Source organism: Xanthobacter aminoxidans, assembly GCF_043193615.1.
GTDB classification, from domain to species: domain Bacteria; phylum Pseudomonadota; class Alphaproteobacteria; order Rhizobiales; family Xanthobacteraceae; genus Xanthobacter; species Xanthobacter aminoxidans.
Map to the genome: position 1 here is coordinate 89,085 of NZ_JBAFUS010000009.1, position 24,576 is coordinate 113,660.

Below are 24,576 nucleotides of genomic sequence, written 5' to 3' on the forward strand. Positions count from 1 at the left end.
AAAGATCGGCTGTTCAGCCTAAAAAATTAGGTCTTGTCAAAGCCTTAGCGTTGGGCTACTCTAGGTTGCGTTGGGTAGGAATTTGGGGGCTGTCATGTCGAAAATGAGCGATCTGCTCGCCGGTTATGACGATCGAAGCCTTGCACGGCAGGGCGACCCGGTGCGCTATCGGATGCGTGTCAGCCAGTTCCTCGCCCTCTATGATCGACTGCTTGCGGGTGAGGAGTTCAACGGAGAGTTCGCCGGCCAGTGGCTGGACGCTCTCAGCCGTCTGGACGGCAATCTGGTGCATGTCGAGACGAAGTCGTTTGCTGAGGCCATGCTCGCGGTCATGCGACAGGAGCTGCCCTGCTACGGCACCGTGGCCGCGCAGTTCGCGCAGGATCTTGACCGGCTGTTCAACCGGGAAGAGCGCACCTCCGAGAACCTCGGCTTCCTGCAGATCGCTGCCGCGTTCGAGATTGCCCGGATCAAGACCGTCAAGGGCTGGCACGCACGCCTCGGGGATGCCGAGTGGCGCTTCGCACGCGAAATGTTCAGCTTCTCGGTTGAGCGGCTGAAAGCCATCTGGGATGAAGCCCATCCCAAGCCGCAGGTGGTTCATCAGGTCTATGTGGCGCCGCAGCCGATGGTGCAGCCGGTGCCGATGGGCGTCCCCAGCTACAAGGGCTGGTGAGGCGTACTGTCCCCGCAGAGGTTAAAGGGCGTCGGGAAGCCGGCGCCCTTTTTCTTTGGATCTGAATGGCAGTCAGGTCTTTCCTGCGCCTCTCCATCCGGACACCGAGCGCCTGTCCACGTCTCGTTTTGGCGCAAGAGTTATGCGAGACTCGAGGTCGGTCTTATAGGGCGTCGCCATGTTCCATCGCCACCTGAACCACCAGCGATACACGCTCGCCGCGATCGACGACGTGATTGAGCGTGGGCGTATGCGGGATTGGTTGGAGCTGCGGAACGCGGTCCGCCGGCAGCCGGAGTTGCTGGACAAGATCAAGCGCGTCTGCTCGGCCCGGGTCTCGGACCCCTATGCCCAGCGCTATCACTTCTGGAACCACTATGTCGAAAAGCACCGCAACGTTGCCTGATTGGGAGCGGGTCTTGATCGCCGCTTCACGCCTGCAGAGCATTCTGCCGGATGCGGTGCTGGTCGGAGGAACGGCGTCGGCCGTCCACGCGCATCATCGGGTCTCGCAGGACGCGGACCATGTGCTGACGGATCTAATTTCGCGCTTCGACGAGGTGCTGGCCCAACTGGAATCGGTGGCCGGCTGGAAGACCGCGCGGGTCCGCCGCCCGGTCCTGATCCTCGGCAGCCTCGACGGGATCGAGACGGGGATCAGGCAGCTTATCCGCGGAGAGCCGCTGGAGACATGCGTGGTCGAGCGCCACGGCGCGCGGATCACGCTTCCCACCGCGGCCGAGATCCTTCGCATCAAGGCCGTGCTGATCCTCAAGCGGAATGCGACCCGCGACTATATCGACTTCGCTGCCCTGGCCGCCGCCCTGGGCACGGAGGCGGCCTCTGATGCCCTCGGGACGTTCGATGACCTCTATCCCCAGGAGAACGGAGAATCGCCGCTGCAGCAGCTGCTGGCGCAGATCACGAACGCTCAGCCGTTCGACCTGAGCGAGACCGATCTCACCGAGTACAAACACCTCGATCCCCGGTGGCACGATTGGGCCGGTATCCAGGCTGTCTGCGACGATCTCGCGGGGGAGCTGTTCGATCGCCTTGATGGCTTCGAGCCGACCCCGGAACCGGGGGGCTTTCAGCCCTGAGGCCCGCGGCTCTTATCCAGGGGCCAGAGGACAAGGTCGCCGGTCTAGGGCTTCTGCCGCTATCGCTCGAGGAACGAGAACGCCGGAACAGCCTTGAATTCGTCACCGCCCCTGTCGTTGACGGGTAGCCCGCAGAGCAGCTGGGAGGCGCGCTTGGTGGCGAAGAAGCCGGGCGAGGTGCCACCGCCTAGGGCGAAATGCAGGGTTTGCCCAGCAATGACGCCCGCGTCCCTGTCGGCGGCCGGGATGCTCTTGGGATCGTTCGAGAGCCGCAACTTGAGGAAAACGGTAGTCTTCCACCCCTTCGCGGTGCGGTGGGGTGCGTATTCCTCGGAGACCTCGGCTTCTACCTTGGAAATGTCGCTCCAGCCCTTCCCGCCCAATGGCTGGCAGTTTTGCCGGAATACGTCGATCGCCTTTTCAACGTCCGCCTTGGTGAAACCTCTGGCCTTTATGTCCACCGCGAGGGTCTGAGCCTGTGCCGAAACGACTATGCCGCCGAACATGGCAGCGGCAACAAGAAAACGCCCCAGCATGTGACCTCCAAAATCTGAATCGCGCCTCTTGTCCTCGGGCAACGTCTCTTCGTCAATGGGAGCCGTCAGTTGCAGCGCGCCCGCAAATCAGGTCAAAGATGGTGAGGAGAGCATTCCTGCTCAGGGGGACCCCATGGCCGAGGATAACGCGTCAATCTCCGCGGATGAGAACATTGACCGGACAGTCGGGATTGTCTCGGCATTCGTGAGCAACAACTCGGTCGCACAGGGTGATCTGTCCGCGCTCATCGCGACGGTACACCAGGCGCTCGGGAAGTTGACTGCCCCCGAGCCGGCCGAGGAAGTGCGCCCCGTTCCGGCCGTTCCGGTGAAGCGCTCGGTGCAGCCGGACTTCATCACCTGCCTCGAGGACGGGCTGCAGTTCAAGTCCCTGAAGCGTCATCTGCGCACCCGCTACGACCTCACCCCCGACCAGTATCGGGCCAGGTGGGGCCTGCCGGCCGATTATCCCATGGTCGCGCCCAACTACGCGGCGGCGCGCTCGGAGCTGGCGAAGCAGAGCGGCCTCGGCCAGGTGCGAAAGAAGGCGCCGCCGGCCGCACCTCTGCCGGCCTCGAAGAAGAAGGTTGCAGGGCGCCGGCCGGCGCGGGCATCGTAGGGTCCGGAGTTCGCACCAGGGCGAGCCCGCCCGGGAAACGGCGCAATGGACTACGAGGCGGCCAGGGAGCAGGGCGAGGCCCGCTTGCGCGGACCCAGGGCGGAGAGCGCTTTCTTCGACCCTACCTGCGGCCGCCTCATCATCGGCCTCATGGGCGGTGCGCTGCTCGAGCTGGTGCCCAGCGATGTGCAGGGCCTCGAGCGCGCCACGCCGGCCGAGCTGGCGGAGATCGAGCTCGAGCCGTTCGGCCTGGCGCTGCATTTCCCCAAGCTGAATGCCGACCTGTACGTTCCGGCCTTGGCGCAGGGCGTCCTCGGTTCGGCCTCATGGATGGCCGACCGGGCCCGCCGGCAGCCGCCGGCGGATCTCTGAGCCGATGTGTGGCCGCTTCTCGCAGGCCTACACGTGGGCCCAGATCCACGCCTTCAGCCGCCCGATCGGCTTACCCGAAGGCGGCGGAAATCTCCGGGCCCGGTACAACATCGCCCCGACCACCGAAGTGCAGATCCTGATCGCGGGCGAGCGCGAGCCTGAGCTGGTGTCCGCAAGATGGGGCCTCGTGCCGTCCTGGTGGAAGAAGCCGCTCAGGGGCATGCCGGCGACCTTCAACGCCCGGGTGGAGACGGCGGACACGTCTCCGATGTTCCGGGGGGCGTTCCGCGCGCGGCGTTGCATCATCCCGGCGTCGGGATTCTTCGAGTGGACCGGCGAGAAGGCGGACCGGGTGCCCCACTATTTTTCGGCAGCAGATGGCGGACTGCTCGCCTTCGCCGGCCTTTGGGAACGCTGGAAGAGCCCTGAGGGCGAGCTCATCACCAGCTGCACAATCGTCGTGCGCGACGCTGACGACTGGATGGACCGCTACCACGATCGCATGCCGGCGATGCTGCATCCTGACGCCTTCGCCGCTTGGCTCGATGGCACCGCCGGCAAGGACGTGCTTCGGCGGCCGCCGCCGGCGCTGCAGGAGTGGATCGTTGCGCGCCGGGTGAACAAGGCCGGGGCCGGTGATGAGGACCCGGAGACGATCGCGCCGGCCGGGGGCGTGTGAGGGCGCCTCGACCTGCCGCTTGGGAGTGGTAACACCACCGCTAGCTGATTTTCGGCTAGCGGCCCAAGGCGGGCTCGCGATGGTGCCGACTATGTGCCGAGCTGGAAGGTCTCGCGCTGCTTGTAGGGCAATAGGACCCTCAGGGATTGCCGTGCGGACGGCGCTGGCGGCGTCACCAGGAGCCGCCCATCGAGCATCCAGATCCGGCGACGGACCAGCCCAGGGCGACGCATAAGGCGCCCCAGGCCCTGCCTCAGCAGGAAGGCGGCCTGCATGAACTCGAAGTGCGCGCCGAAGGCGACAGTTCGGGCACGGTGCGTCGAGGTCTGCAATGCCCCGAAGGGGATGTTGGGCAGCACCAGGTCACTCAGCAAGCGGTCCTCGTGCGCCCTATCGTCGGGGATCATGGTGTCCCGCAGGTCCAAACCCGTCCAGGCGCTTCCGGTCGCGATCCAGACTGGTCGTTCACCGGCACGGGCGAGGGCAATGAAGCTGTCGCGGCACTGTTCCAGTGGCGTGCTCGAGGACTGCACGATCAGGCCGGGCCAATCGCCCATGACTTCGCCGAGCACGCGCGCCCTGTCATAGCCCGACATGAGCACGAGAGTGCCACCGTAGGCGGACTGCGCGGCGCGCTGCACGACCTTCGCAACGGGGGCGAGCCAGAGCTTCATGCTCGCTTCCGTCATATCGCGGCCCGATGGCGGCACCAGGTTGGGCCCCAGCCCTGCTGCCGGCAGCATGAGCTTGGGGCTTGTGATCCAGCCCGGCTGGATGGGTGGCGTCTCCGCAAGCCGGTCCTTCGGAATGGCCAGCTTGAACGCCATGTATCCAGCGCTGTAGCCGGCGTCGGTGGGCAGGAACAGCGTGCCGGATACCAGAGCGGCGGTATCAACGCTGCTCCACAGATGCTCGAGAATGTGCCGGACGGATTTCGGCCCCACTTCGAGCGTCGGCCAGCGGCGAATGGGACTGAAGCTGACACGCGTGGTGTTCATGGTGGATGGGGCGAGCCCGGCCCGAAGAATGGCGCCGGCGCGCCGCACCTGGCGCCGCACGTAGGGGTCTACCTGGAGCTTCAAGCGATCAATGGCGGCATCGAGCGATGACAGGTGATCGTGCAGATCGGACAGGCGACTGGCCGCTTTGTTCCAGAGGGCTTGGTGGCGCTTGTTCGAGTGATCGAGATCGTCCGGCAGCTGCTCGAGGGTATCCATCGTTCGCGCGAGCGTCTGAAGGACTTCGGCGGCCACGTCGCCGAGCCCTCGCGTTTGGCTGGCGATTCCCAGCACCGCTTTGAGCGCGACGAATGAGAGGCCTCGGGAAGCCGTGCTCGCGATGTTGTCCTCGAGCTGGTGCGCCTCATCGACCAGGTAGGCCTGCGCGGCGGGGAGAATGCCGGATTGTGCCTCCCGGGCCTCGTCTGCGTCGTCGCGGCTGCTGGCCCGCCGCTGCAGGATCGCGTGCATGGCGACCATGGCGTGCGTGCAGAAAATGACCGAGGCGTCCTGTGCGGCGTCGCGCAGCGCCATGTAGGGCGCGGCAGCTTCGCCTTGGTCATCTGGAGCCAGCGCGAAGCGATCCGCCGGCAGCTGCGGCGCGAGCACCTTGAGATCGGCGACCAAGCCGGAGACGCCTGGAAGATGCTCCGCGAGCCGGGCGGTGTCGGCCGTCAGGCCCGGCCGGCAGCCTTCGGTGAGCCAGTGAGCCACCTGCAGGAATTCCTTGCCTTCGGTCGTTCGCAGGAACGCCCCCAGCGCCTCGCGATCAATGAACTGGCCTCGGCCGAGCACGGTTGCCGTGCGGAGCGGGCGGACGGACGGATCTTCGCCCCGCGCCAGTTCCGTCCATTCCTGCAACAGGTGGACCAGATTGTGGATTGCCGGTGCGGTGATGATGACCGGCACGCCGGGGCGGCGCGTGAGGAGGTGACGCGCGGTCTTGGCCAGTACGCGGGATTTTCCCGTCCCTGTTCCGGCCTCGGCGAGAACGATGCGTCCTCCCTCGAGGTGGGGCACGAGCGCTCGGAAGAGCTGCTGTTGCTCGCGGCGGAGACCGGCCGCGTCTGCTTCGGCGTCGCCTCTCTTTGGCACTGTCGGCGATCCCCCGCCGAGGCCGGCGAGCAGCATGCCAACGACCTGGCCGGGCGCGACGCCCTGGGCCTTGGCGATCGCCTCGAGCTGGAAGGCGAGGGCGGGGGGCATGGAGACGGTCAACCGGAGGGGCGCGGGAGGCAAGGGCTTGAGATGAGCTCCCGCGCTGAGGGCCTTCTCGATCTGCGCCCGGACGTAGGCGGAGCGATTGGCCACTTCGGGAAGAGTGGGGGTGTAGCAGGTGATGTTCTTCATTGAGGTCCATTGACGTAATCAGATTATGGCCGATAACGTATGATGAGCATTTATCAATATCAACGAGCGCGTCTGGAAATCGGCAATGTGGATAGATATGCAGCTCTCAGTGCCGGACGATGCGGCCAAACGGTTGTTCGGCGGGCCGGACAAATCATCCTTCAGGCCCCTTCTGGCGCGGTTGAACGGCGACGCCGGCAATCCGATTCCGAGCGAGTTTTTCAATTACAGAAACGGTTCTCCGGTCTCCGGAATGGCGCCGGTGCGCTTCGGATCGACGCGCGGCGGTGTGCGGATCTACGGGGTCGGCCAGCGGGGCTTTGATCTTGTCGAGGGCCATGTCCGTGACGTGCGCCGCCTCGTCTCGGACCACGCATCCCTGCCTCTCGCGATCGCTCTCACCACCGGGAGCAACCGCGTCGGCGTCGCGGCAGCTCCTCAGAGCTACAGGATCGCCTCCCTCGTGTTCGAGACGAGGCACATGCGCCAATGGTGGCTTTCAGTGAGGGATCGCATCACCCGGTCGCCCCAGGATGTGGAGCTGCCCGAGGTGCGTGCCGCAGTCCTCGCTGCCGTCACCAGCGGGCTGGCGCGCCAGCTCAGCGATCTGCATGCCAGCGAGGCCGGTATCGCAGTCGATCCGGATGGCAATGATATCGAGCTGGCCGAGCATCCTTGGGAGCTCGTGAAAATCGAGCGCCTGTCCCACCTCGCCGGGCCGCAGCCTGCGCTCATGGCGATCGGGGTCGAGCTTCGGTCGGCCCTTCGCCTCGACGGGGTCTGGCACGTGGGCCGCTACTGCAGTCGCGGCTATGGCCAGCTTCGCCCGGTTTGGGGGAGGCACCGCCAGTGATCTACCCGTCCGACATTGCCCTTGCGGGCGGGGGTCTTTCCGCCGTTGGCTCGCCCTGGAATGATGCGTCGGTTTGCGCCTGTTGCGGCAAACCGATCGCAGCTGGCGATCTTGCCGTCCCTTCGCCGTTCGGACCCACCTTCACCGACGATCTGTCGCTTGCGGCGCGCTCCGGCGTGGTGTGCGGGGCATGCGCAGTGCTGCTCGGCGCGGGAGCGCTCAAGCTGTTCCAGAAGGCTGTGGTCACGCGGGACGGGATCTTTCCGCTCGCCAAGGATGCCCACCGCGCCTGGCTCTTCCTGACGCCGCCAGAGCCGCCTTTCGTGGCGGTGGTGTCCACGACGATGCAGCAGCATCTCATCTGGCGGACGCCCGTGACGGTTTCCAAGGATCTCCTGATCGTCCGTCTGGGCCAGCGGATCATGCGAATTCGCCGGCCGGTCTTGCTGGCGGCCATCGAATGGTGCGAACAGGCCGGCGTGGCCTTTCAGGTGGCCGTGGCCGCCCAATCGGCGGCTCAGGCTGCCTCAAGCGCGGCCGAGGTGCCGGCCGGAGGCAAGCGCCCGCGGAAGCCGACGAAGGCGCAACAGGCGGCCGAGCTGGCTCCACCGCATCCCTTCGTGGAGCTGGATCGGGAAGCGAGCTCGCTGCGTCACGGTGTCATCCGCAGCGACATGGAAGCCGTGCCCGAGGCCAGGCCCTACCTGGCGCGTCTCCGCGCCCTCAATCCGGGTGAGCTGTGGGCCCTCGCGAGCCTTGTGAAGCGCAATCGGCCGACACCCGAACAACCTCCGAACATTGCTGGGACCCAAGAGGAAGACGATCAATGAGCTACGTGATCCATGGTGTTCTGACCACCTTGTCGCCGCTCCACATCACGGAGCCTGGCACCAACTACGTGAACTTCGAGGGTTTCGAGTCGTCGTACCTGGCCAAGGGGAAGAATTTGTTCCCGGCCATGGTCACGCGGCGCCAGTACATCGGGAAGAATGCCTTCCCCGTGGGCGGGCTCGTTGAATCCGGCGCCGCCGAACCCGAGCGGACGGCGGGCTTCACCCGGATTCCGGTCATCCCCGCCAATTCCATCCGTGGGCGCCTGCGTCGCTGCGCGGCCCGCGAGTATTACGATGCGCTCCTGGAGAAGGGGCAGTCCCTTTCGGTGAAGGCCTACAACGTGATGCAGTGCGGAGCGGCCACCGGCAATCCCGATGGCTCTTCCGCCCCGTTCGACGACATTCTCGCCGGCGAGGCGCATGCCTACTTCGGGCTGTTCGGCGGGGGCACCCGCATCCGCCGGAGCAACCTGCGGGTCGATGAAGCCTGGGCTGTGACGCCGGCAACGCACGGCTTCGTGCCCTATGTGCCGGTGGAGTACGTGGCGGGGGCGGGCCATTCCTTGACGAGGTATTCGTTCAAGAGACGCAACGATGATCTTCTCTCTCTCGCGGATTCTGCCTATCAGACGCGCATCCTGGGCGAGGACCACCGCCACCTGATCGGCGAGTACCAGGATAGCGCTCTTAGGAAAAAGGAGGCCACCGCTCGAAAAAAGGGCAAGGCTGCTGGCGCTGACGCTCAGGCACCCAGCGAAGAGGTTTCTGAAGCGGAGGGAGAAAAAGAAGAAAAGCTGCGTGGGCTGCAATCGTTTACTGCAGTCGAGTCGGTAAATCCTGGCGTGCATTTCTCGCTTCGTTTCGAGGTGAATGGCGGTCCCCGCCATGCCGGGCTGTTGCTCGTTGCGCTTCAGCGCTGGGTGCGGGAGCAGCGCATCGGCGGGCTTGGTCAGATCGGCTTCGGGCGCTTTGCCGTGCCGGAGCTCGTGATCCGGCGCAGTGACGGCGCGAGCTCGGATGTGTTCGGCCCTGCGCTGGGCGCCGATCCCGGCGACAGGCGCTTGGCGGACAGCAGCCTCATCCAGGAGGTGATGGATGCCTGGAATGAAGCCCGTGACGGCGCTGACGCTGCTGTCATCGAGGAGCTGAGCGGGTCGCTCGCATGATGGAACCACTGCACATTCGATGGCATCTGGCTCGGCCCCTGATCGTGCCGGAGTATCCGATCCACCTCGACGGCCTGCTGGCCTGGGCGCGCGTTGAGGAAGATCGGGAACGGGGCATTGCTGGGTTTGCCGGGCAAGAGGATCTTCCTCTCGCCCGGTTCGAGACCGGGTCGGGATGGGTGTGGCAGGCGAGCTGGCTCACGATCTGTCCCGCGGGCGAAGTCAGGCAGGTGCCGATGGTTCGTCGTGCAGACGAGGCGGCGTTCGCCCAGGACCTGGCCGCCGGCATCTGGTCGGCCCGCCGCAAGATCTCGAGCATCAATCTGGGCTCCGGTCGCTACAAGGCCTATGCGTTCAATATCCCCACGCAATGGGCCGATCACGTGGACGCCTTCTGTGTCGGCGATGCCGAGCGGGTCAAGGCGCTCGTGGCGCGGATCACCGCGCTTGGCAAGCTCACACGAAACGGGTGGGGGCGTGTCGCCAAGGTGGAAGTCCAGACGGGAGCAGAGCCCATGGCTTGGCTGCGGCGGACCATGCCGGCGGATTGTGATCTCGGCTCCGGCTGGACGCAGAGCGTGGGCAGGTTGAGGCCGCCTTATTGGAGCGGAAACCAGGAAGTGGTGCTCGAGCCATGCAGCTGAGTTTCGGATTTGCGGCAGTCCAGGCCTCGGGAAACGGGCGGACAATGATGGGCTTCCCTTGGGATCGGGTGAGCACACCCCGCAGGTGCGGGGTGGTGAAAATTTGGAGCAGGCCAATGATCCCTTGAAGGCAGGTGAGCACACCCCGCAGGTGCGGGGTGGTGAAAATTGGGCGAACGGCGTGAGTACGCTCGGCAAGGGTGAGCGAACCCTGCTTTTGCGGGGTGGTGAAAACCATGGATGGCCTGACGATTGTAATTGGCATGACGAGCGCACTCCGCCTTTGGGGGTGGTGAAAACATGACGATGCAGGAGCGGCGGATTTCGCAGGGTGAGCACACCCCGCAGGTGCGGGGTGGTGAAAACGATAACCGTTTGCAACCGTTATCAACGAGCGGTGAGCACACTCCGGAGGTGCGGGGTGGTGAAAACAACACCTGGAACACCGCCGCATTGCTGATCGGTGAGCACACCCCGCAGGTGCGGGGTGGTGAAAACTATGTGGGGGGCCTGGTGAAGACGGCTGCCGGTGAGCGCACCCTGCTTTTGCGGGGTGGTGAAAACTCAAGCGCGGCGAGAAAAAGAAGCGGCCGGGGTGAGCGCACCCCGCTTTTGCGGGGTGGTGAAAACAGCGAGCATTTCAACAGCACGGCGCGCAGGTGAGCGCACCCCGCAAATCGGGGTGGTGAAAACTGGAAAAACACTCAGCGCTGCAGGCCATATGTGAGCTAACCCCGCCATTGCGGGGTGGTGAAAACGAATCGACGTCGCGAGCGCGATCGACTGGCGGTGAGCGCACCCCGCAGGTGCGGGGTGGTGAAAACAGCAAGCAGAGCTGCCTGGCGCGCGCCTCGCAGCCATTTGGGTGAGCACACCCCCGCCTTGGGGGGTGGTGAAAACCGAGTGACGTTCTTGCCGTTCTTTTTGGACGGTGAGCTCACCCCGCTTTTGCGGGGTGGTAAATTCACCGCTAGCTGAAAATCAGCCAGCGGGACCGAGAGCAGTGCCCTCATGGCGCCGGAGGCGCTCTGGCATGTCTCGATTTGTTGTATCAAGCATCAATGAGGCCTGGAGAGGAGTGTGACCGGCTACCAATCGAGCCGTTTATGAGCGAGTATCGGGCCTTATCGTGATTTGTCGCGACGGAGGCCTGAATGGCAGGGGTTCGGTACCACGGCATCGAGCGGCACGAGGAGGTCGATGTCATCTCCCGGCGGGACGATGGCCGGTCCACCCGCAAGAAATTCCTGGACGCGATCGGCTCGCCCGAAGGGACGCTCCGGGTGTTCGGGACCTTGTCCCTCATCGCGTTCCTGTTCTCGCCGGTGCCGTTCCTGGCGGAGCTGGTGTTCTTCACGGCGCTCCTCATTTGGCTCATCGGCTACAGCTACAAGGGCCGGACTTGGGACCTGCCGTTCCGGGTGCCCCGCTATCTCGCGGAGAAGGGGTACAAGGACCGTTCCACAGGCGCGCTGGGCGAGGGGCTGGTCTACCTGGGCGCGGCCCGGTCCAGCCGCACCGAGAAGTTGGAAGAGGTGTGGGCGACACCGGGTGACACCCGAACGCATCGGCTGGTAGCCGGCACCACCGGCTCGGGTAAGACGGAAGAGATGATGGGCAGCATCTTCAATGCCCTCATGCTCAATTCCGGTGCGGTGATGATCGACGGCAAGGCGTCGCAGCAGTCGTTCGATTCGATCTACCGCATCTGCCGCCTGTTCGGCCGTGAGGAGGAGCTGTTCCTCATCAACTACATCATGGGTGGCCGGGACATTTTCGACGCCACCGCAACGAAGATGTCCAATACCTATAACCCGTTCAGCCTGGGCAGCTCGGCGATGAAGGCCGAGCTCATGAACGGCATGCTTCCGGACGGCAAGAAGGACGTGTGGTCGGAGCGCGCGGTGATGTTCAACGCCGCCGTCATGCCGCTCCTCTCCTTCCTTGCCGAACGCGGCTATGTCCTTTTCAACCCCCGTCTGCTGGTGGACTTCTACAACCTGGACCGGATCGAGAACCTGATCTGGTTCGGGCTCCTCGAGCGCCACGACGGCACGGTGGTGGACCTGCGCGCTGAAGCACCCCAGGACTTCGCCCGCCTCCAGCTCGACCAAGTCTCCGGCCCGATCAAGCTCTATGTCGAGCAGCTGCCGGGCTATGCCATGGCAAAGCCCAAGACGGCCAACGTCCTCGCACCATCGTCGGACCAGGAGATCAAGACGGCGATCGAGGAAGGTCCCGCGGCGATCGCAGCGTGGGCCGAGCGGCATGCCGAAGCCATGGCACGCGGCTCCACGCCCGCCCCCGAAGCCGCCGGCGGTGCGCGTGGGCCGCGACGCCCGACGCCGCAGCAGAACCAGGGCGCCGATGCGGCGCGGGCCAAGGTCTATGAGCAGCACGGCTACATCACAATGCAGCTGGTGCGGTCCACGGCCCTCCTCACCTTCGAGTACGGCCACGTCTTCAACGTGCTCGAGGGGGAGATCGACTATCGCGACCTGATGCTCAACAGGCGGATCATGTACACGGCCCTGCCGTCGCTCGAGCGCTCGCCGAGCAGCCTAGGCGCGCTGGGCAAGCTGGCGGTCGCGAGCATCAAGAGCGTGCTCGCCTCGCTGCTGGACACGCCATTTGAGGGGTTCCGGCGCGAGATCATCGAAGGCCGGCCGTCGAATTCGGAGATCCCCTACAACATCCTCTGCGACGAGTACGGCTACTACGTCGTCGAGGGCTTTGCCGTCGCCCCGGCGCAGGCGCGCTCCTTCGGCGTTTCGATCACGTTCGGCACGCAGGATCTGGCGGCGCTCAAGAAGGGCGACCCCAACGAGGCCGAGGCGACCTGGGAAAACACCAACCTCCGACATGCAGGCCGCATGACCGGCGGTGAGGAATCGGAGACCTACAAGAAGTTCTCCGGTGCCGCCGGCTCCGCCTTCGTGTCGTCGGCCATGGAGATGACCCACCGGCGGGGCAAGATCGGATCGAAGTTCGACATTTCGGCGCAGAGCCGCGCCGAGCGTGTGCCGCGTCTCAACGTGAACGACCTCAACGGCCAGCAGGACGGCCAGTTCACGCTGGTGGTGGGCACCAAGACCGACGCCTCGCGCGGAACGCAGATGGCGAAGGAGGGCGGGGTGCGGGTGGTGCGCTATTCGGCGTTCTTCACCGGCAACGTGCCCAAGGTGCCCTTCTATCGCCTGAACCACTTCGTCGCGGTGAAGCCGCCCACGGAGCAGCGCATCCGCCAGATCGCGGCCTCCCAGCACATGGAGCGGGCCCTTGCCGGCATCCGGGAAGAGGATATCGAGGCCTTCCTGGAGCTGCCGGAGAATGCCGGGCTCAAGAGCGGCCTTGCGGACTCGGTGCTGACGTTCCTGGTGGCCAGGCTCGCGGAGCTGCCTGACGACATGACGGATGAGCAGGTGGCGGCCGCCGGCGTCGCCGTCGTGCGCGAATTTGTGCAGGAGCGCATGTCAGCTCTGATCGCCGACAAGGTCGCGCAGGAGCTGGCGCCGATCGAGGAGTGCATGCGGGACGTGATCGACGGCGCGGCGATCGATGATGAGGACAGGGCCCTCCTGGGCCGTGTCCTGGACGATCTCTGCAATACCCTGCGCTCCGCCCGGGTGACGGAATTTGCCATGCAGGGCGACACCGCGCGCCGCGTCAGCCAGGCGCGTAGACTGCTGGCAGCTTAAGGAGTGACATCATGTTGAAGTTGTCCCGAACCCGCGAGCTTGCTCCACCGATGCTCGCTCCCGGCAGCAGCCTCGCCCAGACCGTCATGCTGGACATGGCCCGGGAGCGCGCCATGTCCGTGTGGAAGGAGCATATGAATGCGCTTGAGGCCACGGTGCGCCGGGCCGATGCCGCGCTGGCGGTGGCGGCCGACCCGGACGCGCCTATGGCCCAGCGCCAGGAAGCCATGGGCCGCGCGCGCGGCTACAAGCAGCATCTCGACACGCAGTGGGCGGGCGTCCAGCAGCAGAGCATCCCCGGGGTGGAACGGCTGTTCCGGGACCTCGCCACAGGGATTTCCGGGCCTGCGCTCGAGGACTCGATCGGCAGGCTGGTCGCGGATCTTCAGGCGCCGGAGAACCTGCTCAATTTCGAGGAGAGCTTCGCTGTCGTGGAGGCCGCTCTGCTCGCGGCGCGCCGGAAGCCCGAGCCCGAGCCTGGGTACGACGCCGAGTACGAAGTGCCGCGGGGCTTCGCCGCCCCCACGCCCTACTGAGAGGAAGCGGAGATGGGGCTCGAGGTCAGCAACAAGTCTGGGTTCGACAACAAGCAGGCCGCCGGCGAGGGGTGGGCCATCTTCGACAACGGGGATGGCGAGGCCGGCCCCTGGACCCTGAACAAGATCGACACCATGGACGATCCGGATCTCCCCGACGCGCTGTTCGATTCGGACGAGGCCGCCTGGGCGTTCGTCCGGGAGCAGGCGGATGGCGGGAGCGCGTATCACCTGGCGGCGCTCCGCTTCCTGGAGGAGCACAATCCCATCGAGTATGCGGCGATCATGGACGATCAAGCGGCGCTGCAGACGGCCCGGAGCGCGCTCGAGCCCGGCATGTAGCCGGGCGCGGAAACAGGCTAGCCGAGCGGAAATTGAAAAGGGGCGCCGTGGAGCGCCCCTTTTGCGTTTCCAGGGCTCATGACGCCCCGAACTGCATCCTCGGCCTCAGGGAACGCGCGCTGTCCACTCAGCGCCGCCGGAGGCGAGCGGCAGGGCGTAGGCCTGTTCGCTCATGGTGTTGACCACCGGCACGTCAAACGGCTTCCAGGGCAGGCTGTTCCAGATCGAAGCGAGGGTCGAGCTGTAATTGACCGTGACAAGGGCGACCTGCACGGGCTTGTTGTTCACGGCTCCAAACGATCCAGCCGCCCCGCTGGGGAAGACGAAGGCGGAGCCCACCGCGAGACCAGATGCGCCCAGGCCGTCGCTCCAGCGCACGACGTAGCCGTTTTTGGCGGCATTCGGCCCTACGCTGGAGACGATGATCGACGAGCTCCCCTCAACCGGAGAAAGCAGTGCCCGGCCGGCGGAGAGGATCGCAGCGGCCTCGGCATTCGTGATGCTGCTATCCATTGCCGATGTGTAAGCCACAGCATAGGCGGCGTTCACGACCCGGTTCCTCACCATCATGATGTCGGAGAAGCCGACAGCCATGACGTAGACGAAGAGCATGATCGGCAGAACGAGCGCGAATTCGACCAGACCCAAGCCGCGTGTGTCGTTCAACACGCTCCGCAGGCTGCGAAGACGCGGCAAGTCGTCAGAATACGGGGGCCGGCGAGGAGCCGGTGCTGTCATATTTGGCATAGGGGTCAACCTTGGCTATTGCACCGGATATGATGAAGCGCCGTCCGTTGCTGAGGTTGTTGAGGGAGCTGCTCCAGTAGGCGCTCATGGACGGAAGCGTCAGGCCGGTCCGGATGAGGTAGACCGAGGCTCCGGTGGTGGCGGTGACAGAGAAGGCAGCGCCGTTGATGGCGCCGCCTGTGACGGCGGGCGGAATGGCGGCACCGCCGACAACCGCCTGCACCCCGACTTGCAGGCCGCTGGTGCAAGCCGCGCCCGTGAGAAAGGGAAGGACCTCCCCTTGGCACACCGTTGCGCGGATCTTGTCGGAGGCCGCGGCAACCGTGAGGCCGTCGAGGCCTCCCTTGGTAATCATGCGGGCCGCATCGGCAGTTCGGGTATCGAGGACCTGCTGGGCTATCATCGCCGCTGAGACCTCGAGAATGGTCGTGGCGACGAGGAGGATCGGCGGCAAGACCAGGGCGAACTCGATCAGGCTGGAACCCCGCTGATCGCCCCAGAGGCGCCGTGGCAGGCGAAGAACAGCGCCCATGACCAACCCCTCCTACTGATTGCCCGCGAGGGTGCCGCGCTGCTGCATTTGAGCGCTGACGGTGCCGAACGTATCGGCCGAGTCCCCGAGGGTGGCGGTGGGTGCGCAGGTCGGCGCGCAGGCGAAGGTGGAGCGCTGGCCGAGGCCGTGCTGCACCGTCACCGTTCCCTTGGTGTTGCGCGCCACGTTGATGACCGCTTCGACCAGAACGCGACCATTCGCGTCCAGCATCAGCAGGTTGGTTGTGCCGAAGGCCTTGCCGGTGATGAGCGAAACATCCTTCACGCCGGTGGCTGTGACTTCGGCGATGGCGGGGTTGCCCACGGACACCACGCGAGCACCTGCCGGCACGGTGAAGGCACGGGCCTGATCGAGGGACACGACGACGGTGGAAGGGATTTCCGGCGGCGCATCGCCGCCCAGGGCGGCTGCGGGCAGGCCTACCGCCAGAAGCACGGCGCTGAGCGCCAAGGATCGGAACATACGCGGCTCCTTGATTTGATTAGGCTTGATGTCAAACATTCTATCCTGCATCGGGCCGCGGTGTCATCGGCACAGGAGGCCAAAGAGCGAATTTGAGGCGATGCCCTTGCGGAAATGAGCGGCAATGAGCAATGATAAGCGACGCAGCGGCGCACGGAGCTGCGTCGCATTTCGGCCCTTGGCTCCGCTGAAGCCGACTAATATACGGCCGCACCAGTTCGATGAGACCTGGTTTCTAGCATCAAAAACGATGCGAAGCCTCAATAAGAGGCACAAAGTCTTAATCAGTTATATTGACCGTAGGTAAGGTATCGGTTAAGCCTCGATGCCGGCCGCTGCTCGCGCGGCCGCTCCTAACGGAAAAGGCTTCACTCATGAAGAACGTGGTTTCCAAGGCCGTCGCGGTGCTCGACAACGACAGCGGCGCCTCGATCGTCGAGTACGGCGTGCTCACCCTCGGCATCGTCGGCGTGGCCGGCGTCGCCGTGACCAGCCTCAGCACCAACATTTCGGCGCTGATGACCAAGGTCGGCACCGCGATCGCCGCCGCGAAGTGAGCCACGCCGCCGGCGAGGGGCCGCGGTAGCAGGGCTTGGCGCTGGGGGCGCCGCGCTCCCAGCGCCGATCAACAGCGCATAGCGCCGATGAGTGCCGTCAAACGATATTGACGCACGATAAACGGCACATTAAGCCTTTCTGTGGCCGCGCGTCGGCGCGTCCGCTTCAACGGAAAAGGCTTCACTCATGAAGAACGTGGTTTCCAAGGCCGTCGCGGTGCTCGACAACGACAGCGGCGCCTCGATCGTCGAGTACGGCGTGCTCACCCTCGGCATCGTCGGCGTGGCCGGCGTCGCCGTGACCGCCATCAGCACCAACATCACGGCGCTGATGACCAAGGTCGGCACCGCGATCGCCGCCGCGAAGTGATCGCGCTTCCCCGGTCTTAGGCCGGGGTTGGGTGCTGGCCCGCCGCGGGGATGGGCCAGCACTAACCTTTCAGGAGGCTGGCATTGACGATTGATCTCGCATCTCGACTGCTGTTTTCGGCATTTATGCTGACCGTCGTCGTGTGGGACGTTGTCGCCCTCCGGATTCCGGATCGCCTTGTTCTGCTGATCCTTGCGACGTTCGTGGTCGTGGCGGCACTCCAGGGGCTGTCCTACGAGGATCTTCTCTCGCACGTCGCGGCAGGCGTCCTGCTCTTCTCATTCTTCCTGGCGGCTGCTGTCGTCGGCCCGATGGGCGGCGGCGATGTTAAGCTTGCCGGTGCCATTGGACTGTGGGCGGGCCTCGGTCAGGACTTCGCTTATTTCGGACTGCTCGCTGGTCTCTTCTATTACTTGCTCATGGCCGTCGCCTATGCGGTCCGCATGCTGGCCTTCTGGACGCCCATGCCCTTGCCGTCGATGCCGGCGCTGCCGTGGGTGGACGATCTTCTCTCCGGCAACAAGCCCTTCATGAAGTGCGTCATTCCGTTCGGCCCTCCGCTGGCGATGAGCGCGCTCGTGTTGGCGTGGGCATAGGAACGCGGCAATGGACATGAAGCGCATTCTGGTGGCGGGCGGCGCGGTGGTGGCGGGCGGAGCAGCTTTCCTGCTGGTCCTGGCGAACTCCCAGGCGCCGGAGCCCGTCGTTGTGGTGCAACACGCGCCCGAGCCGGCAGAGCCCGGCTTCGATGTGACCGATATCCTCGTCGCCACGCGCCCATTCGAGGTTGGCGATCGGCTGACGCCGGCCGACGTGAAGTGGCAGCACTGGCCGGCCGACAGCATTCCGTCCACCGCCATCACGCGCGCCGCCTCGCCCGATGCGATCGAGAAGATCGCCGGATCTGTGGTGAGGCTCCAGGTCGCCCAGGGTGAGCCGGTGGCCCGGCAACGCGTTGTGGGAAAGGGTGAGGCCGGCTTTCTGGCGACGATGCTGCCGAGCGGCATGCGGGCCATGGCTGTTCCCCTCGACGTGAGGGGTGGCCGGTCGGCCGGTGGCTTCATTTTGCCCCAAGACCGGGTGGACGTTCTGGTCACGAAAATCGAACCCAGCACGGCCCGTGCGGGTGGTCCTCCCTCGGCCAGCGCGCGAGCGCTGCTCGAGGATATCCGCGTGCTCGCGATCGGCCAGCAGCTGTCCGACACGAACGCTCAGGGGCAGCGGACCGTCGTCGGCGAGACGGCGACGCTCGAGGTGACGCCGGGGCAGGCCGAAGCGCTTGCCGCGGCGATCAAGGCATCAAGTGGTGAAATAACACTGGCTCTGCGCCCGTTCGGGGAAAAGACCACGAGCGACGCAAGTGACCAGAATAAAGGGTCATTTATGACCGTGCGCTTTGGAGTGGTTCGCTAGAGGTCATGTCTTTACACAAGGAAAGGCGTGATGCGACCTCTGCGGGTAGTGAGTTTTGTCTTCGGGGGGGCACTTGCATTGTTCACCTCTTTTGCCCCGGCGGCATTTGCCGGGAGCAAGAGTGGTGACAGGGTCGATGGCCTTCCTGCATACGACTCCTTTTCGGAGTCGTCACAAGCCCAATCCGACGCCACGCGCCGCGTGGTCGAGATCGGTGTGGGGCGGTCCGTAGCCGTCGATCTGCCGGCTGCGGCACAGAACACGTTCGTCGCCGAGCCCAAGGTGGCTGCCGCCGTCATGCAGACGGCGCGCAAGCTTTACATCACCGGGTTGAGCGACGGATCGACAACCGTTCTCGTGAGCGGCGCGGACGGCCGTCAGGTCGCGACCGTGGAGGTGCGCGTGACGCGTGACACCTCGGGCCTTGCCGCGGCCATCAGCTCGGCTGTCCCCAATTCCCGCGTGAGTGTCCGGTTCTCTGGCGACACCGTCATCCTTTCCGGGGCGGTGCAGTCGTCCGGCGAAGCCGCGCAGATCGTGGATATCGCCCGCGGCTTCGTCGCTGCGCCGGAGAAGGTGGTCAACGCCATGACCCTGCGCGCCCGCGATCAGGTCATGCTGAAGGTCACGGTTGCCGAGGTGCAGCGCAACGTGCTCAAGCAGCTGGGCGTGAACGGCTACGGCACCTGGCAGATCGGCGACATCGCCCTGGGCGGGGTGCTTGCCACGCCCTACGGCATCGCCGGTAAGGCGCTCACCAGCAGCGTCGCAACGGTGGCCGGTCAAAACGGCCAGCTCTCCATCCAGGCGATGGAACAGGTCGGCGTCGCCCGTCTTTTGGCGGAGCCCACGCTGACGGCGATCAGCGGCGAAACCGCGAAGTTCCTCGTCGGCGGCGAGGTCCCGATCCCGACAGGCATCACGTGCTCCAACAACAACACGTGCCAGCCGAGCATCGAGTTCAAGAAGTTCGGTGTGACGCTCAACTTCACCCCCCTCGTTCTCGCTGAAGGGCGCATCAGCCTGCACATCGAAACGGAGGTGAGCGAGATCGATAACCAGAACCAGCTCACCTACAACGTCTCGTCGGCCCAGACCTTCACCATCCCTGGTTTCAAGATCCGCAAGCAGGCCACCACGGTGGAGCTGCCGTCCGGTGGCACGCTGGTGACGGCGGGCCTGATCCAGGAGGGCGGTCGGCAGGCCATCAACGGCATTCCGGGTGCGATGGATGTTCCCGTTCTCGGAGCGCTCTTCCGGTCGCGCGACTACGTGCGCCAGGAGACGGAGCTGGTGATCTCGGTGCAGCCGATGATTGCCCGCCCCATGGAGGCGCGGAAGGTCACGCGGCCGGACCAGGGCTTCGCCGATGCGCCCGATCCGCGGACCATCTTCTTCGGCCAGGTCAATCGCGTGCTGGGTGGCCCGCAGCCGCCGGCGCCGGCGTTCGCGCCGGGCCAGTTCTACGGCCACATCGGCTTCATTCTCGAGTGAGGGGCGATTGATGTTTCAGATCCGCAAGTTCCACGGGTTGCTCGCGGTTGCCATGCTCGCCTTCACTGCGGCGGGCTGCTCCAGCGACACATACTGGACCGAACCCACCTATCCTCTCGACTACCGGCAGCGCCATCCGATCGAGCTCGCCGACGAGCGCCAGGTGCTTGAGGTCTTCCCGCGTTCCGCGCACGGGCTCGATGCGCGGCAGGCCGCGGATGTACGGGCTTTCGCCCGGAGCTATCAGGTCAAGGGCAAGTCGATCGTGCAGATCATAGCCCCGACCGAGCTCGTCCCGGGGCAGACGAAGGAGCTGGTGAACCCCTACGTCCGCCACACACTCGAGGCGGTTCGCCAGACGCTCATCAGCTCGGGCGTTCCTCGGCAGAACATCCAGGTCAAGTATCTGCTGGGCAACGGCGGCGAGACGCCCCTGCGACTGGCGTTCATGACGATGGTCGCCCGGGTGACGCACGAGTGCGGCAAGTGGCCGTTCGATCTGGCCGCCGGCAACGGCACGGAAGGCTGGCAGAACGAGCCCTATTGGAACCTGGGCTGCGCCTACCAGGCCAACCTGGCCGGGCAGGTTGCCGATCCCCTGGACCTGGTGCGCCCGCGCCAGGAGACGCCCGGCGACCTGGTGCGGCGGGTGGGCGATATCGAGCAGGTGCGTGACGGAAAGGACCCCTCCACGGCCTGGCCGACCAACTCTGGCAGCAGCGGGCAGCAGGGGTCTCAGGGAGGCACGCAGTGATGCTCGCCGCCGTTTCCACCCCATTCTCGCGCATGGCGCTGGTCGCGCTGTGCCAATCTGCCGGAGTGCGAACGGCCGTCACCGACGCCTGCGCGCATCCGACCATGGCCCGTGTTCGGCCTTCCGTGGCCGTCGCCGGCGTCGATCGTTTCGAGCACCTGGTGACGGAGGCGACGGCGTCCTGCCGCCTTGGGATCGTCATCTACGAAACCCCCATGGGCGCAACTCGTGACCAGATCATGAGTGAGCTCCGTCAGGTGGCGGAGTTCTGCGATGAGACCACGAACGTGTTCGTGGTCGGTCACGAGAACGACGTGCTGCTCTACAAGACGCTGCTGGAGGAGGGCGTTGCCGACTACCTGGTCGCGCCCGTCACTCAGCAGGATATTCTGAAATCTCTGTCGAACCGCTTCGCCACGCAGGGCCAGGACGAGGCGGGGTCGCTTTTCGCCGTGGTCGGCGCACGCGGGGGCGCCGGCGCGACGACGGTTGCAACCAATCTCGCCTGGTTGCTGGCCACCGAGCGCCAGCACAACACCTGCCTGCTCGATCTGGACCTTCCGTTCGGCGGGGTCGCGACGGCGTTCGATTGCACCCCCGACCCGGAAATCTCCTCGCTGCTCTACACCCCGGAGCGGATCGCCGATGCGGAGATGCTGGACCGGCTCGTCGTGCGCAAGACCGAGCGCCTGGCGCTCATCTGCGCCGCCCCGGATCTGGAGCGCGCTCGCCGGCGCACCAGGATGGAGGGGCAGAACCACCTGTCGTCCCTCCTCCGCGCAGAGTTCCAGTCGTCGGTCGTGGATCTCCCTCTCGAATGGAACAAAGCCTGCGAAGAGCTGCTGGAGAACGCGACAAAGGTCGTTCTGGTGACGACGCCGGACTTTGCCGGCATTCCGCACGCGCAAGTGCTTCTGCGGCATCTGGCGGAGCTGCGCACGGACGCGCCGATCGTGGTTCTCAATCAGGTCGGGACCCGGGACAAGGACGAATGGCCGGTCTCCGAGGTGAAGCGCGCGCTGGGCCTGCCCGTGATCGAGATCGCGGCCGAGATGAAGGCGTTCTCTGCAGGGGCTGTGCAGGGGCGCCCGCTTTCCGATCTGGTTCCTTCACATGCCGCCGCCAAGGCCTTTCGCAGGGTGGTGGATGAGCTGGTGGGACCTCAGGACGTGGTGGCCTCGGCGGGGCTTGTCCAGAGAGCCCGCGCTGCGATCAGCACGATGCTGCGGAGCTCGCGTGGCGGCGACGAGGCCAAGAATGAGGTGGCCAAGAGCGCGACGGCGAAGAGCGACGGCGCTGGCACGAGCGCCGATGCGCCTGCGGTCGCGCAGATCGCGAGCGGGGAGGAGGACGCCGGCGTAAGGCCGCGCTCCTCCATCCTGGAGCGGCTGCCATTCATCGGGCTGAAGCACAAATCGCAGTGAGCAGGGGAGGCCGCTTTGAGTTTGTTCGGATCGAGGAAGGCGCCGGCTCAGGCCGTGACGAAGGTCCGGGAAGAGGTTCCGGCCGCGCCGGCGCAAGACGCCCCCCGAGCGGCCTCGGAGCCACGTGCGGTCGCCAGCGCGGAAGATCGTGCGCGGCTCGACACTGTGTGGACCCGGTGGCACGGGAAGCTGACCCAGAATTCCGATTTGATCGCCGCCGGGGCCACCCCAGAGGATGCGGCCGGTCGTGTTCGGGAGGCCCTGCAGCAAATCGCTGCAAATGACCAAGCCAATCTGCCGAAGGTGGACCGTGAGAAGCTGATCGACTCGATCACTGCGGAAGTCGTGGGCTTCGGACCGCTCGAGGAGCTTCTGGCCCAGGACGACATCAGCGAAATCATGGTCAACACCGCCAACGCGATCTACATCGAGCGCGGCGGTCGCATGGTCAAGACGGACCTGACTTTCCGCAGCGAAGAGGCGCTGGTGCGCATCTGCCGCAAGATGGCGCAGGCAGTGGGGCGCACGGTCGATACGCAGAACCCCATGTGCGACGCGCGCCTGCTCGATGGTTCGCGCATCAACATCATCGTCCCGCCCTTGGCGGTGGACGGCACCCACCTGACCATCCGCAAGTTCAAGAAGGATAAGCTGGTCCTCAGTGATCTCGTCAAGTTCGGTGCCCTGACCGAGGAGGCAGCCGAAGTTCTGAGGATTATCGGGCGGGTCCGGATCAATCTCATCATCTCGGGCGGCACCGGTTCCGGGAAGACGACCCTTCTCAACTGCCTCACCGGGTCTATCGACCAGAATGAGCGTGTCATCACCTGCGAAGACACCGCGGAACTGCAGCTGCAGCAGCCGCATGTCGTGCGGCTGGAAACGCGGCCGGCCGGCAGCGAGGGGGCGGGTGCTGTCACCATGCAGGATCTGGTGCGCAACGCCCTTCGCATGAAGCCGCACCGGATCATCGTCGGCGAAGTGCGCGACGCCGCCGCGATCGATCTGATCCAGGCCATGAACACCGGTCACATGGGGTCGATGGGCACCATCCATGCCAACGACCCCCGTGGTGGCCTTGCCCGCCTCGAGGCGTTGATCCGCACGGGTCCGGGCTATCAGTCCTTGCCCAGCCACATCATCCGCAAAGATATCTGTGACTCTCTCGATCTGGTCATTCAGACGCAGCAGCTTTCGACCACCGGCCAGCGGGTCATCACCCACATCACCGAGATCGGAGGCATGGAAACCGACAGCATCGTTACCCAGGATATCTTCAAATACGACTTCAAGGCCAACGTGCTCAAGGGAATGGGCGTGCTGCGCCCGCGCTTCATGGATCGGGCCGCGCAATACGGGGAGCAGGACAACCTGCTCAGGGCTCTCGATCTGGCCTCGGGAGATCGTCTATGACCAACGGGCTTCTTCTGGCCCTGCTGGTGGCCGCAACCGTCGCACTCGCCGTCCTTGCGCTGTTCTACGGGACGTTCTTCGGCGGAGCTGCGGCGGATCGCCGAATGCGCAATGTCAAAGATCAGGCGCCCGTGTCGATCCGCGGTTCCGGGGCCGAGGCGGAACGGTTGCGGCGGGCGCTTCTCGCCACCCGACTGGAGGAGGTGGCGCGGCAGGAACGTGATCGTCGGCGCTTGCCGCTCAAGGCGCTGCTTCACCAGGCTGGGCTCACCTGGACAACGAAGAAGTTCGTGCTGATCTCGATCGGCGTCGGCGTGGCCGTTTTCATCGCCGTGATGGTCGCCCTGGGCAACCCTTTCCTGGCCCTGGCGGCCGGTCCGGCCGCCGGGATCATCGGGCCGAGAAAATACGTCCAGCACATGCGCGCGAAGCGCATTCGCCAGTTCGTGAAGGAGTTGCCCAACGCGATCGATTCGATCGTGCGCGGCACCCGCGCCGGGCTGCATGTCAACGAATGCGTGCGTCAGATCTGTCGGGACGCGCAGGAGCCGGTGCGGTCCGAGTTTCGGCAGGTGGCGGATGCGCAGATGCTGGGACAGACGCTCGCGGAGGCGATGGAACGGCTCAGCCATCGCATCCCGGTCGAAGAGACCCGCTTTCTCGCCCTGGCACTGTCCATCCAGGCCAGCGAAGGCGGTGGCATCGCCGAAGCGCTCAGCGGCCTATCGAACACCATGCGGGAACGCATCAAGCTCCACGACAAGATCGGTGCCATGAGCGCCGAGGCGCGCTCCGGCGCGGCATTGCTGGCTGCGCTGCCGCTCGCCGGCGTGGCCATGAACTACGCAACCGATGCCCACAAGACTGCGCTGCTCTGGACCACCACCACGGGTCAGATTGCGCTTGTGGCGAACCTCGGCTGGCTGGTGATCGGCTTCTTCGTCATGAAGAAGATGCAGGATGTGAAGGTGTAGCATGCAGCCTGCT

Annotated in this window: 28 protein-coding genes; 23 read left to right on the forward strand and 5 right to left on the reverse strand. The window is 65.3% G+C overall.

What is annotated here, in order from left to right:
* Positions 1 to 94: 94 nt before the first annotated feature.
* The 3 genes from V5F74_RS25050 (at position 95) to V5F74_RS25060 (ending at position 1,776) form a co-directional block, all read left to right on the forward strand.
* Positions 95 to 676, forward strand: a complete 582-nt coding sequence (locus tag V5F74_RS25050) for a hypothetical protein (protein WP_394010408.1) — start codon at positions 95 to 97, stop codon at positions 674 to 676.
* 178 nt (positions 677 to 854) lie between these two features.
* Entirely contained in the window at positions 855 to 1,082 is a 228-nt protein-coding gene (locus V5F74_RS25055; protein WP_394010409.1) for a hypothetical protein, read from the forward strand.
* Positions 1,054 to 1,776 (forward strand): nucleotidyl transferase AbiEii/AbiGii toxin family protein, encoded by a 723-nt coding sequence (locus tag V5F74_RS25060; protein WP_394010410.1) that lies wholly within the window; start codon positions 1,054 to 1,056, stop codon positions 1,774 to 1,776. Before V5F74_RS25055 ends, V5F74_RS25060 begins: the two co-directional genes overlap by 29 nt.
* A 59-nt stretch (positions 1,777 to 1,835) precedes the next feature.
* On the opposite strand, the gene V5F74_RS25065 is transcribed toward V5F74_RS25060, so the two are convergent.
* A complete protein-coding gene (locus tag V5F74_RS25065) occupies positions 1,836 to 2,312 on the reverse strand; it encodes a hypothetical protein (RefSeq protein WP_394010411.1) in 477 nt (158 codons plus the stop codon).
* A gap of 133 nt (positions 2,313 to 2,445) precedes the next feature.
* Between V5F74_RS25065 and V5F74_RS25070 the strand changes: the two genes are divergently transcribed.
* From V5F74_RS25070 to V5F74_RS25080, 3 genes are read left to right on the forward strand one after another with little or no spacing between them, the layout of a single operon-like run.
* Complete coding sequence (locus tag V5F74_RS25070) at positions 2,446 to 2,931, forward strand: MucR family transcriptional regulator (RefSeq protein ID WP_394010412.1); 486 nt, start codon at positions 2,446 to 2,448, stop codon at positions 2,929 to 2,931.
* 45 nt (positions 2,932 to 2,976) lie between these two features.
* Positions 2,977 to 3,303, forward strand: a complete 327-nt coding sequence (locus V5F74_RS25075; protein ID WP_394010413.1) for a DUF2442 domain-containing protein — start codon at positions 2,977 to 2,979, stop codon at positions 3,301 to 3,303.
* 4 nt (positions 3,304 to 3,307) lie between these two features.
* On the forward strand, positions 3,308 to 3,982 hold the full coding sequence (locus V5F74_RS25080; protein WP_394010414.1) for an SOS response-associated peptidase: 675 nt from the start codon (positions 3,308 to 3,310) through the stop codon (positions 3,980 to 3,982).
* An 89-nt stretch (positions 3,983 to 4,071) separates the two neighbouring features.
* Here V5F74_RS25080 and csf4 read toward each other — a convergent pair whose 3' ends face one another.
* Positions 4,072 to 6,330 (reverse strand): type IV CRISPR-associated DEAD/DEAH-box helicase Csf4, encoded by a 2,259-nt coding sequence (gene csf4, locus V5F74_RS25085; RefSeq protein WP_394010415.1) that lies wholly within the window; start codon positions 6,328 to 6,330, stop codon positions 4,072 to 4,074.
* Between the two features lie 97 nt (positions 6,331 to 6,427).
* Here csf4 and V5F74_RS25090 point away from each other — a divergent pair, with 97 nt between their 5' ends.
* The 8 genes from V5F74_RS25090 to V5F74_RS25125 all read left to right on the forward strand — a co-directional run bounded on the left by V5F74_RS25090 (position 6,428) and on the right by V5F74_RS25125 (position 14,402).
* Positions 6,428 to 7,183 (forward strand): hypothetical protein, encoded by a 756-nt coding sequence (locus V5F74_RS25090; protein ID WP_394010416.1) that lies wholly within the window; start codon positions 6,428 to 6,430, stop codon positions 7,181 to 7,183.
* Complete coding sequence (gene csf1 / locus V5F74_RS25095; RefSeq protein ID WP_394010417.1) at positions 7,180 to 8,013, forward strand: type IV CRISPR-associated protein Csf1; 834 nt, start codon at positions 7,180 to 7,182, stop codon at positions 8,011 to 8,013. The genes V5F74_RS25090 and csf1 overlap by 4 nt, the downstream gene beginning before the upstream one ends.
* Positions 8,010 to 9,182 carry a type IV CRISPR-associated protein Csf2 gene (csf2, locus tag V5F74_RS25100; RefSeq protein ID WP_394010418.1) on the forward strand — a complete coding sequence of 391 codons (1,173 nt, stop codon included), beginning with the start codon at positions 8,010 to 8,012 and terminating at the stop codon, positions 9,180 to 9,182. Before csf1 ends, csf2 begins: the two co-directional genes overlap by 4 nt.
* Positions 9,179 to 9,826: a type IV CRISPR-associated protein Csf3 gene (csf3, locus tag V5F74_RS25105; protein ID WP_394010419.1), complete on the forward strand. Its 648-nt coding sequence runs from the start codon at positions 9,179 to 9,181 to the stop codon at positions 9,824 to 9,826. Before csf2 ends, csf3 begins: the two co-directional genes overlap by 4 nt.
* Positions 9,827 to 10,126: 300 nt before the next feature.
* On the forward strand, positions 10,127 to 10,489 hold the full coding sequence (locus V5F74_RS25110) for a hypothetical protein (protein ID WP_394010420.1): 363 nt from the start codon (positions 10,127 to 10,129) through the stop codon (positions 10,487 to 10,489).
* A 491-nt stretch (positions 10,490 to 10,980) separates the two neighbouring features.
* Positions 10,981 to 13,524, forward strand: a complete 2,544-nt coding sequence (locus tag V5F74_RS25115) for a TraM recognition domain-containing protein (protein ID WP_394010421.1) — start codon at positions 10,981 to 10,983, stop codon at positions 13,522 to 13,524.
* 11 nt (positions 13,525 to 13,535) lie between these two features.
* Positions 13,536 to 14,060, forward strand: a complete 525-nt coding sequence (locus V5F74_RS25120) for a hypothetical protein (protein ID WP_394010422.1) — start codon at positions 13,536 to 13,538, stop codon at positions 14,058 to 14,060.
* Between the two features lie 12 nt (positions 14,061 to 14,072).
* Positions 14,073 to 14,402 (forward strand): hypothetical protein, encoded by a 330-nt coding sequence (locus tag V5F74_RS25125; protein ID WP_394010423.1) that lies wholly within the window; start codon positions 14,073 to 14,075, stop codon positions 14,400 to 14,402.
* Between the two features lie 105 nt (positions 14,403 to 14,507).
* On the opposite strand, the gene V5F74_RS25130 is transcribed toward V5F74_RS25125, so the two are convergent.
* The 3 genes from V5F74_RS25130 to V5F74_RS25140 are packed head-to-tail and all read right to left on the reverse strand — an operon-like array spanning position 14,508 to position 16,203.
* Entirely contained in the window at positions 14,508 to 15,068 is a 561-nt protein-coding gene (locus V5F74_RS25130; RefSeq protein WP_394010424.1) for a TadE/TadG family type IV pilus assembly protein, read from the reverse strand.
* Positions 15,069 to 15,102: 34 nt separating this feature from the next.
* On the reverse strand, positions 15,103 to 15,681 hold the full coding sequence (locus V5F74_RS25135; protein ID WP_394010425.1) for a TadE/TadG family type IV pilus assembly protein: 579 nt from the start codon (positions 15,679 to 15,681) through the stop codon (positions 15,103 to 15,105).
* Positions 15,682 to 15,693: 12 nt separating this feature from the next.
* A complete protein-coding gene (locus tag V5F74_RS25140; protein WP_394010426.1) occupies positions 15,694 to 16,203 on the reverse strand; it encodes a pilus assembly protein N-terminal domain-containing protein in 510 nt (169 codons plus the stop codon).
* A gap of 335 nt (positions 16,204 to 16,538) precedes the next feature.
* Here V5F74_RS25140 and V5F74_RS25145 point away from each other — a divergent pair, with 335 nt between their 5' ends.
* The 9 genes from V5F74_RS25145 (at position 16,539) to V5F74_RS25185 (ending at position 24,563) form a co-directional block, all read left to right on the forward strand.
* On the forward strand, positions 16,539 to 16,721 hold the full coding sequence (locus V5F74_RS25145) for a Flp family type IVb pilin (RefSeq protein WP_394010427.1): 183 nt from the start codon (positions 16,539 to 16,541) through the stop codon (positions 16,719 to 16,721).
* A 187-nt stretch (positions 16,722 to 16,908) separates the two neighbouring features.
* Positions 16,909 to 17,091 carry a Flp family type IVb pilin gene (locus V5F74_RS25150; protein ID WP_394010428.1) on the forward strand — a complete coding sequence of 61 codons (183 nt, stop codon included), beginning with the start codon at positions 16,909 to 16,911 and terminating at the stop codon, positions 17,089 to 17,091.
* An 83-nt stretch (positions 17,092 to 17,174) separates the two neighbouring features.
* On the forward strand, positions 17,175 to 17,687 hold the full coding sequence (locus V5F74_RS25155; RefSeq protein WP_394010429.1) for a prepilin peptidase: 513 nt from the start codon (positions 17,175 to 17,177) through the stop codon (positions 17,685 to 17,687).
* 10 nt (positions 17,688 to 17,697) lie between these two features.
* Positions 17,698 to 18,504 carry a Flp pilus assembly protein CpaB gene (gene cpaB, locus V5F74_RS25160; protein ID WP_394010430.1) on the forward strand — a complete coding sequence of 269 codons (807 nt, stop codon included), beginning with the start codon at positions 17,698 to 17,700 and terminating at the stop codon, positions 18,502 to 18,504.
* 201 nt (positions 18,505 to 18,705) lie between these two features.
* On the forward strand, positions 18,706 to 19,998 hold the full coding sequence (locus V5F74_RS25165; RefSeq protein ID WP_394010431.1) for a type II and III secretion system protein family protein: 1,293 nt from the start codon (positions 18,706 to 18,708) through the stop codon (positions 19,996 to 19,998).
* 10 nt (positions 19,999 to 20,008) lie between these two features.
* Positions 20,009 to 20,752, forward strand: coding sequence for a CpaD family pilus assembly protein (locus V5F74_RS25170; protein WP_394010432.1), 744 nt, complete (start codon positions 20,009 to 20,011; stop codon positions 20,750 to 20,752).
* Positions 20,749 to 22,176, forward strand: coding sequence for an AAA family ATPase (locus tag V5F74_RS25175; RefSeq protein ID WP_394010433.1), 1,428 nt, complete (start codon positions 20,749 to 20,751; stop codon positions 22,174 to 22,176). The genes V5F74_RS25170 and V5F74_RS25175 overlap by 4 nt, the downstream gene beginning before the upstream one ends.
* Before the next feature lie 21 nt (positions 22,177 to 22,197).
* On the forward strand, positions 22,198 to 23,589 hold the full coding sequence (locus V5F74_RS25180) for a CpaF family protein (RefSeq protein ID WP_449361637.1): 1,392 nt from the start codon (positions 22,198 to 22,200) through the stop codon (positions 23,587 to 23,589).
* On the forward strand, positions 23,586 to 24,563 hold the full coding sequence (locus tag V5F74_RS25185; protein ID WP_394010435.1) for a type II secretion system F family protein: 978 nt from the start codon (positions 23,586 to 23,588) through the stop codon (positions 24,561 to 24,563). Before V5F74_RS25180 ends, V5F74_RS25185 begins: the two co-directional genes overlap by 4 nt.
* Positions 24,564 to 24,576: the final 13 nt, after the last annotated feature.

Coding starts and splice junctions, on each gene's coding strand:
- V5F74_RS25050 (WP_394010408.1), top strand. CDS start 95: ATGTCGAAAATGAGCGATCTGCTCGCCGGTTATGACGATCGAAGCCTT.
- V5F74_RS25055 (WP_394010409.1), top strand. CDS start 855: ATGTTCCATCGCCACCTGAACCACCAGCGATACACGCTCGCCGCGATC.
- V5F74_RS25060 (WP_394010410.1), top strand. CDS start 1,054: ATGTCGAAAAGCACCGCAACGTTGCCTGATTGGGAGCGGGTCTTGATC.
- V5F74_RS25065 (WP_394010411.1), bottom strand. CDS start 2,312: ATGCTGGGGCGTTTTCTTGTTGCCGCTGCCATGTTCGGCGGCATAGTC.
- V5F74_RS25070 (WP_394010412.1), top strand. CDS start 2,446: ATGGCCGAGGATAACGCGTCAATCTCCGCGGATGAGAACATTGACCGG.
- V5F74_RS25075 (WP_394010413.1), top strand. CDS start 2,977: ATGGACTACGAGGCGGCCAGGGAGCAGGGCGAGGCCCGCTTGCGCGGA.
- V5F74_RS25080 (WP_394010414.1), top strand. CDS start 3,308: ATGTGTGGCCGCTTCTCGCAGGCCTACACGTGGGCCCAGATCCACGCC.
- csf4 (WP_394010415.1), bottom strand. CDS start 6,330: ATGAAGAACATCACCTGCTACACCCCCACTCTTCCCGAAGTGGCCAAT.
- V5F74_RS25090 (WP_394010416.1), top strand. CDS start 6,428: ATGCAGCTCTCAGTGCCGGACGATGCGGCCAAACGGTTGTTCGGCGGG.
- csf2 (WP_394010418.1), top strand. CDS start 8,010: ATGAGCTACGTGATCCATGGTGTTCTGACCACCTTGTCGCCGCTCCAC.
- csf3 (WP_394010419.1), top strand. CDS start 9,179: ATGATGGAACCACTGCACATTCGATGGCATCTGGCTCGGCCCCTGATC.
- V5F74_RS25110 (WP_394010420.1), top strand. CDS start 10,127: ATGACGATGCAGGAGCGGCGGATTTCGCAGGGTGAGCACACCCCGCAG.
- V5F74_RS25115 (WP_394010421.1), top strand. CDS start 10,981: ATGGCAGGGGTTCGGTACCACGGCATCGAGCGGCACGAGGAGGTCGAT.
- V5F74_RS25120 (WP_394010422.1), top strand. CDS start 13,536: ATGTTGAAGTTGTCCCGAACCCGCGAGCTTGCTCCACCGATGCTCGCT.
- V5F74_RS25125 (WP_394010423.1), top strand. CDS start 14,073: ATGGGGCTCGAGGTCAGCAACAAGTCTGGGTTCGACAACAAGCAGGCC.
- V5F74_RS25135 (WP_394010425.1), bottom strand. CDS start 15,681: ATGGGCGCTGTTCTTCGCCTGCCACGGCGCCTCTGGGGCGATCAGCGG.
- V5F74_RS25140 (WP_394010426.1), bottom strand. CDS start 16,203: ATGTTTGACATCAAGCCTAATCAAATCAAGGAGCCGCGTATGTTCCGA.
- V5F74_RS25145 (WP_394010427.1), top strand. CDS start 16,539: ATGAAGAACGTGGTTTCCAAGGCCGTCGCGGTGCTCGACAACGACAGC.
- V5F74_RS25150 (WP_394010428.1), top strand. CDS start 16,909: ATGAAGAACGTGGTTTCCAAGGCCGTCGCGGTGCTCGACAACGACAGC.
- cpaB (WP_394010430.1), top strand. CDS start 17,698: ATGGACATGAAGCGCATTCTGGTGGCGGGCGGCGCGGTGGTGGCGGGC.
- V5F74_RS25170 (WP_394010432.1), top strand. CDS start 20,009: ATGTTTCAGATCCGCAAGTTCCACGGGTTGCTCGCGGTTGCCATGCTC.
- V5F74_RS25185 (WP_394010435.1), top strand. CDS start 23,586: ATGACCAACGGGCTTCTTCTGGCCCTGCTGGTGGCCGCAACCGTCGCA.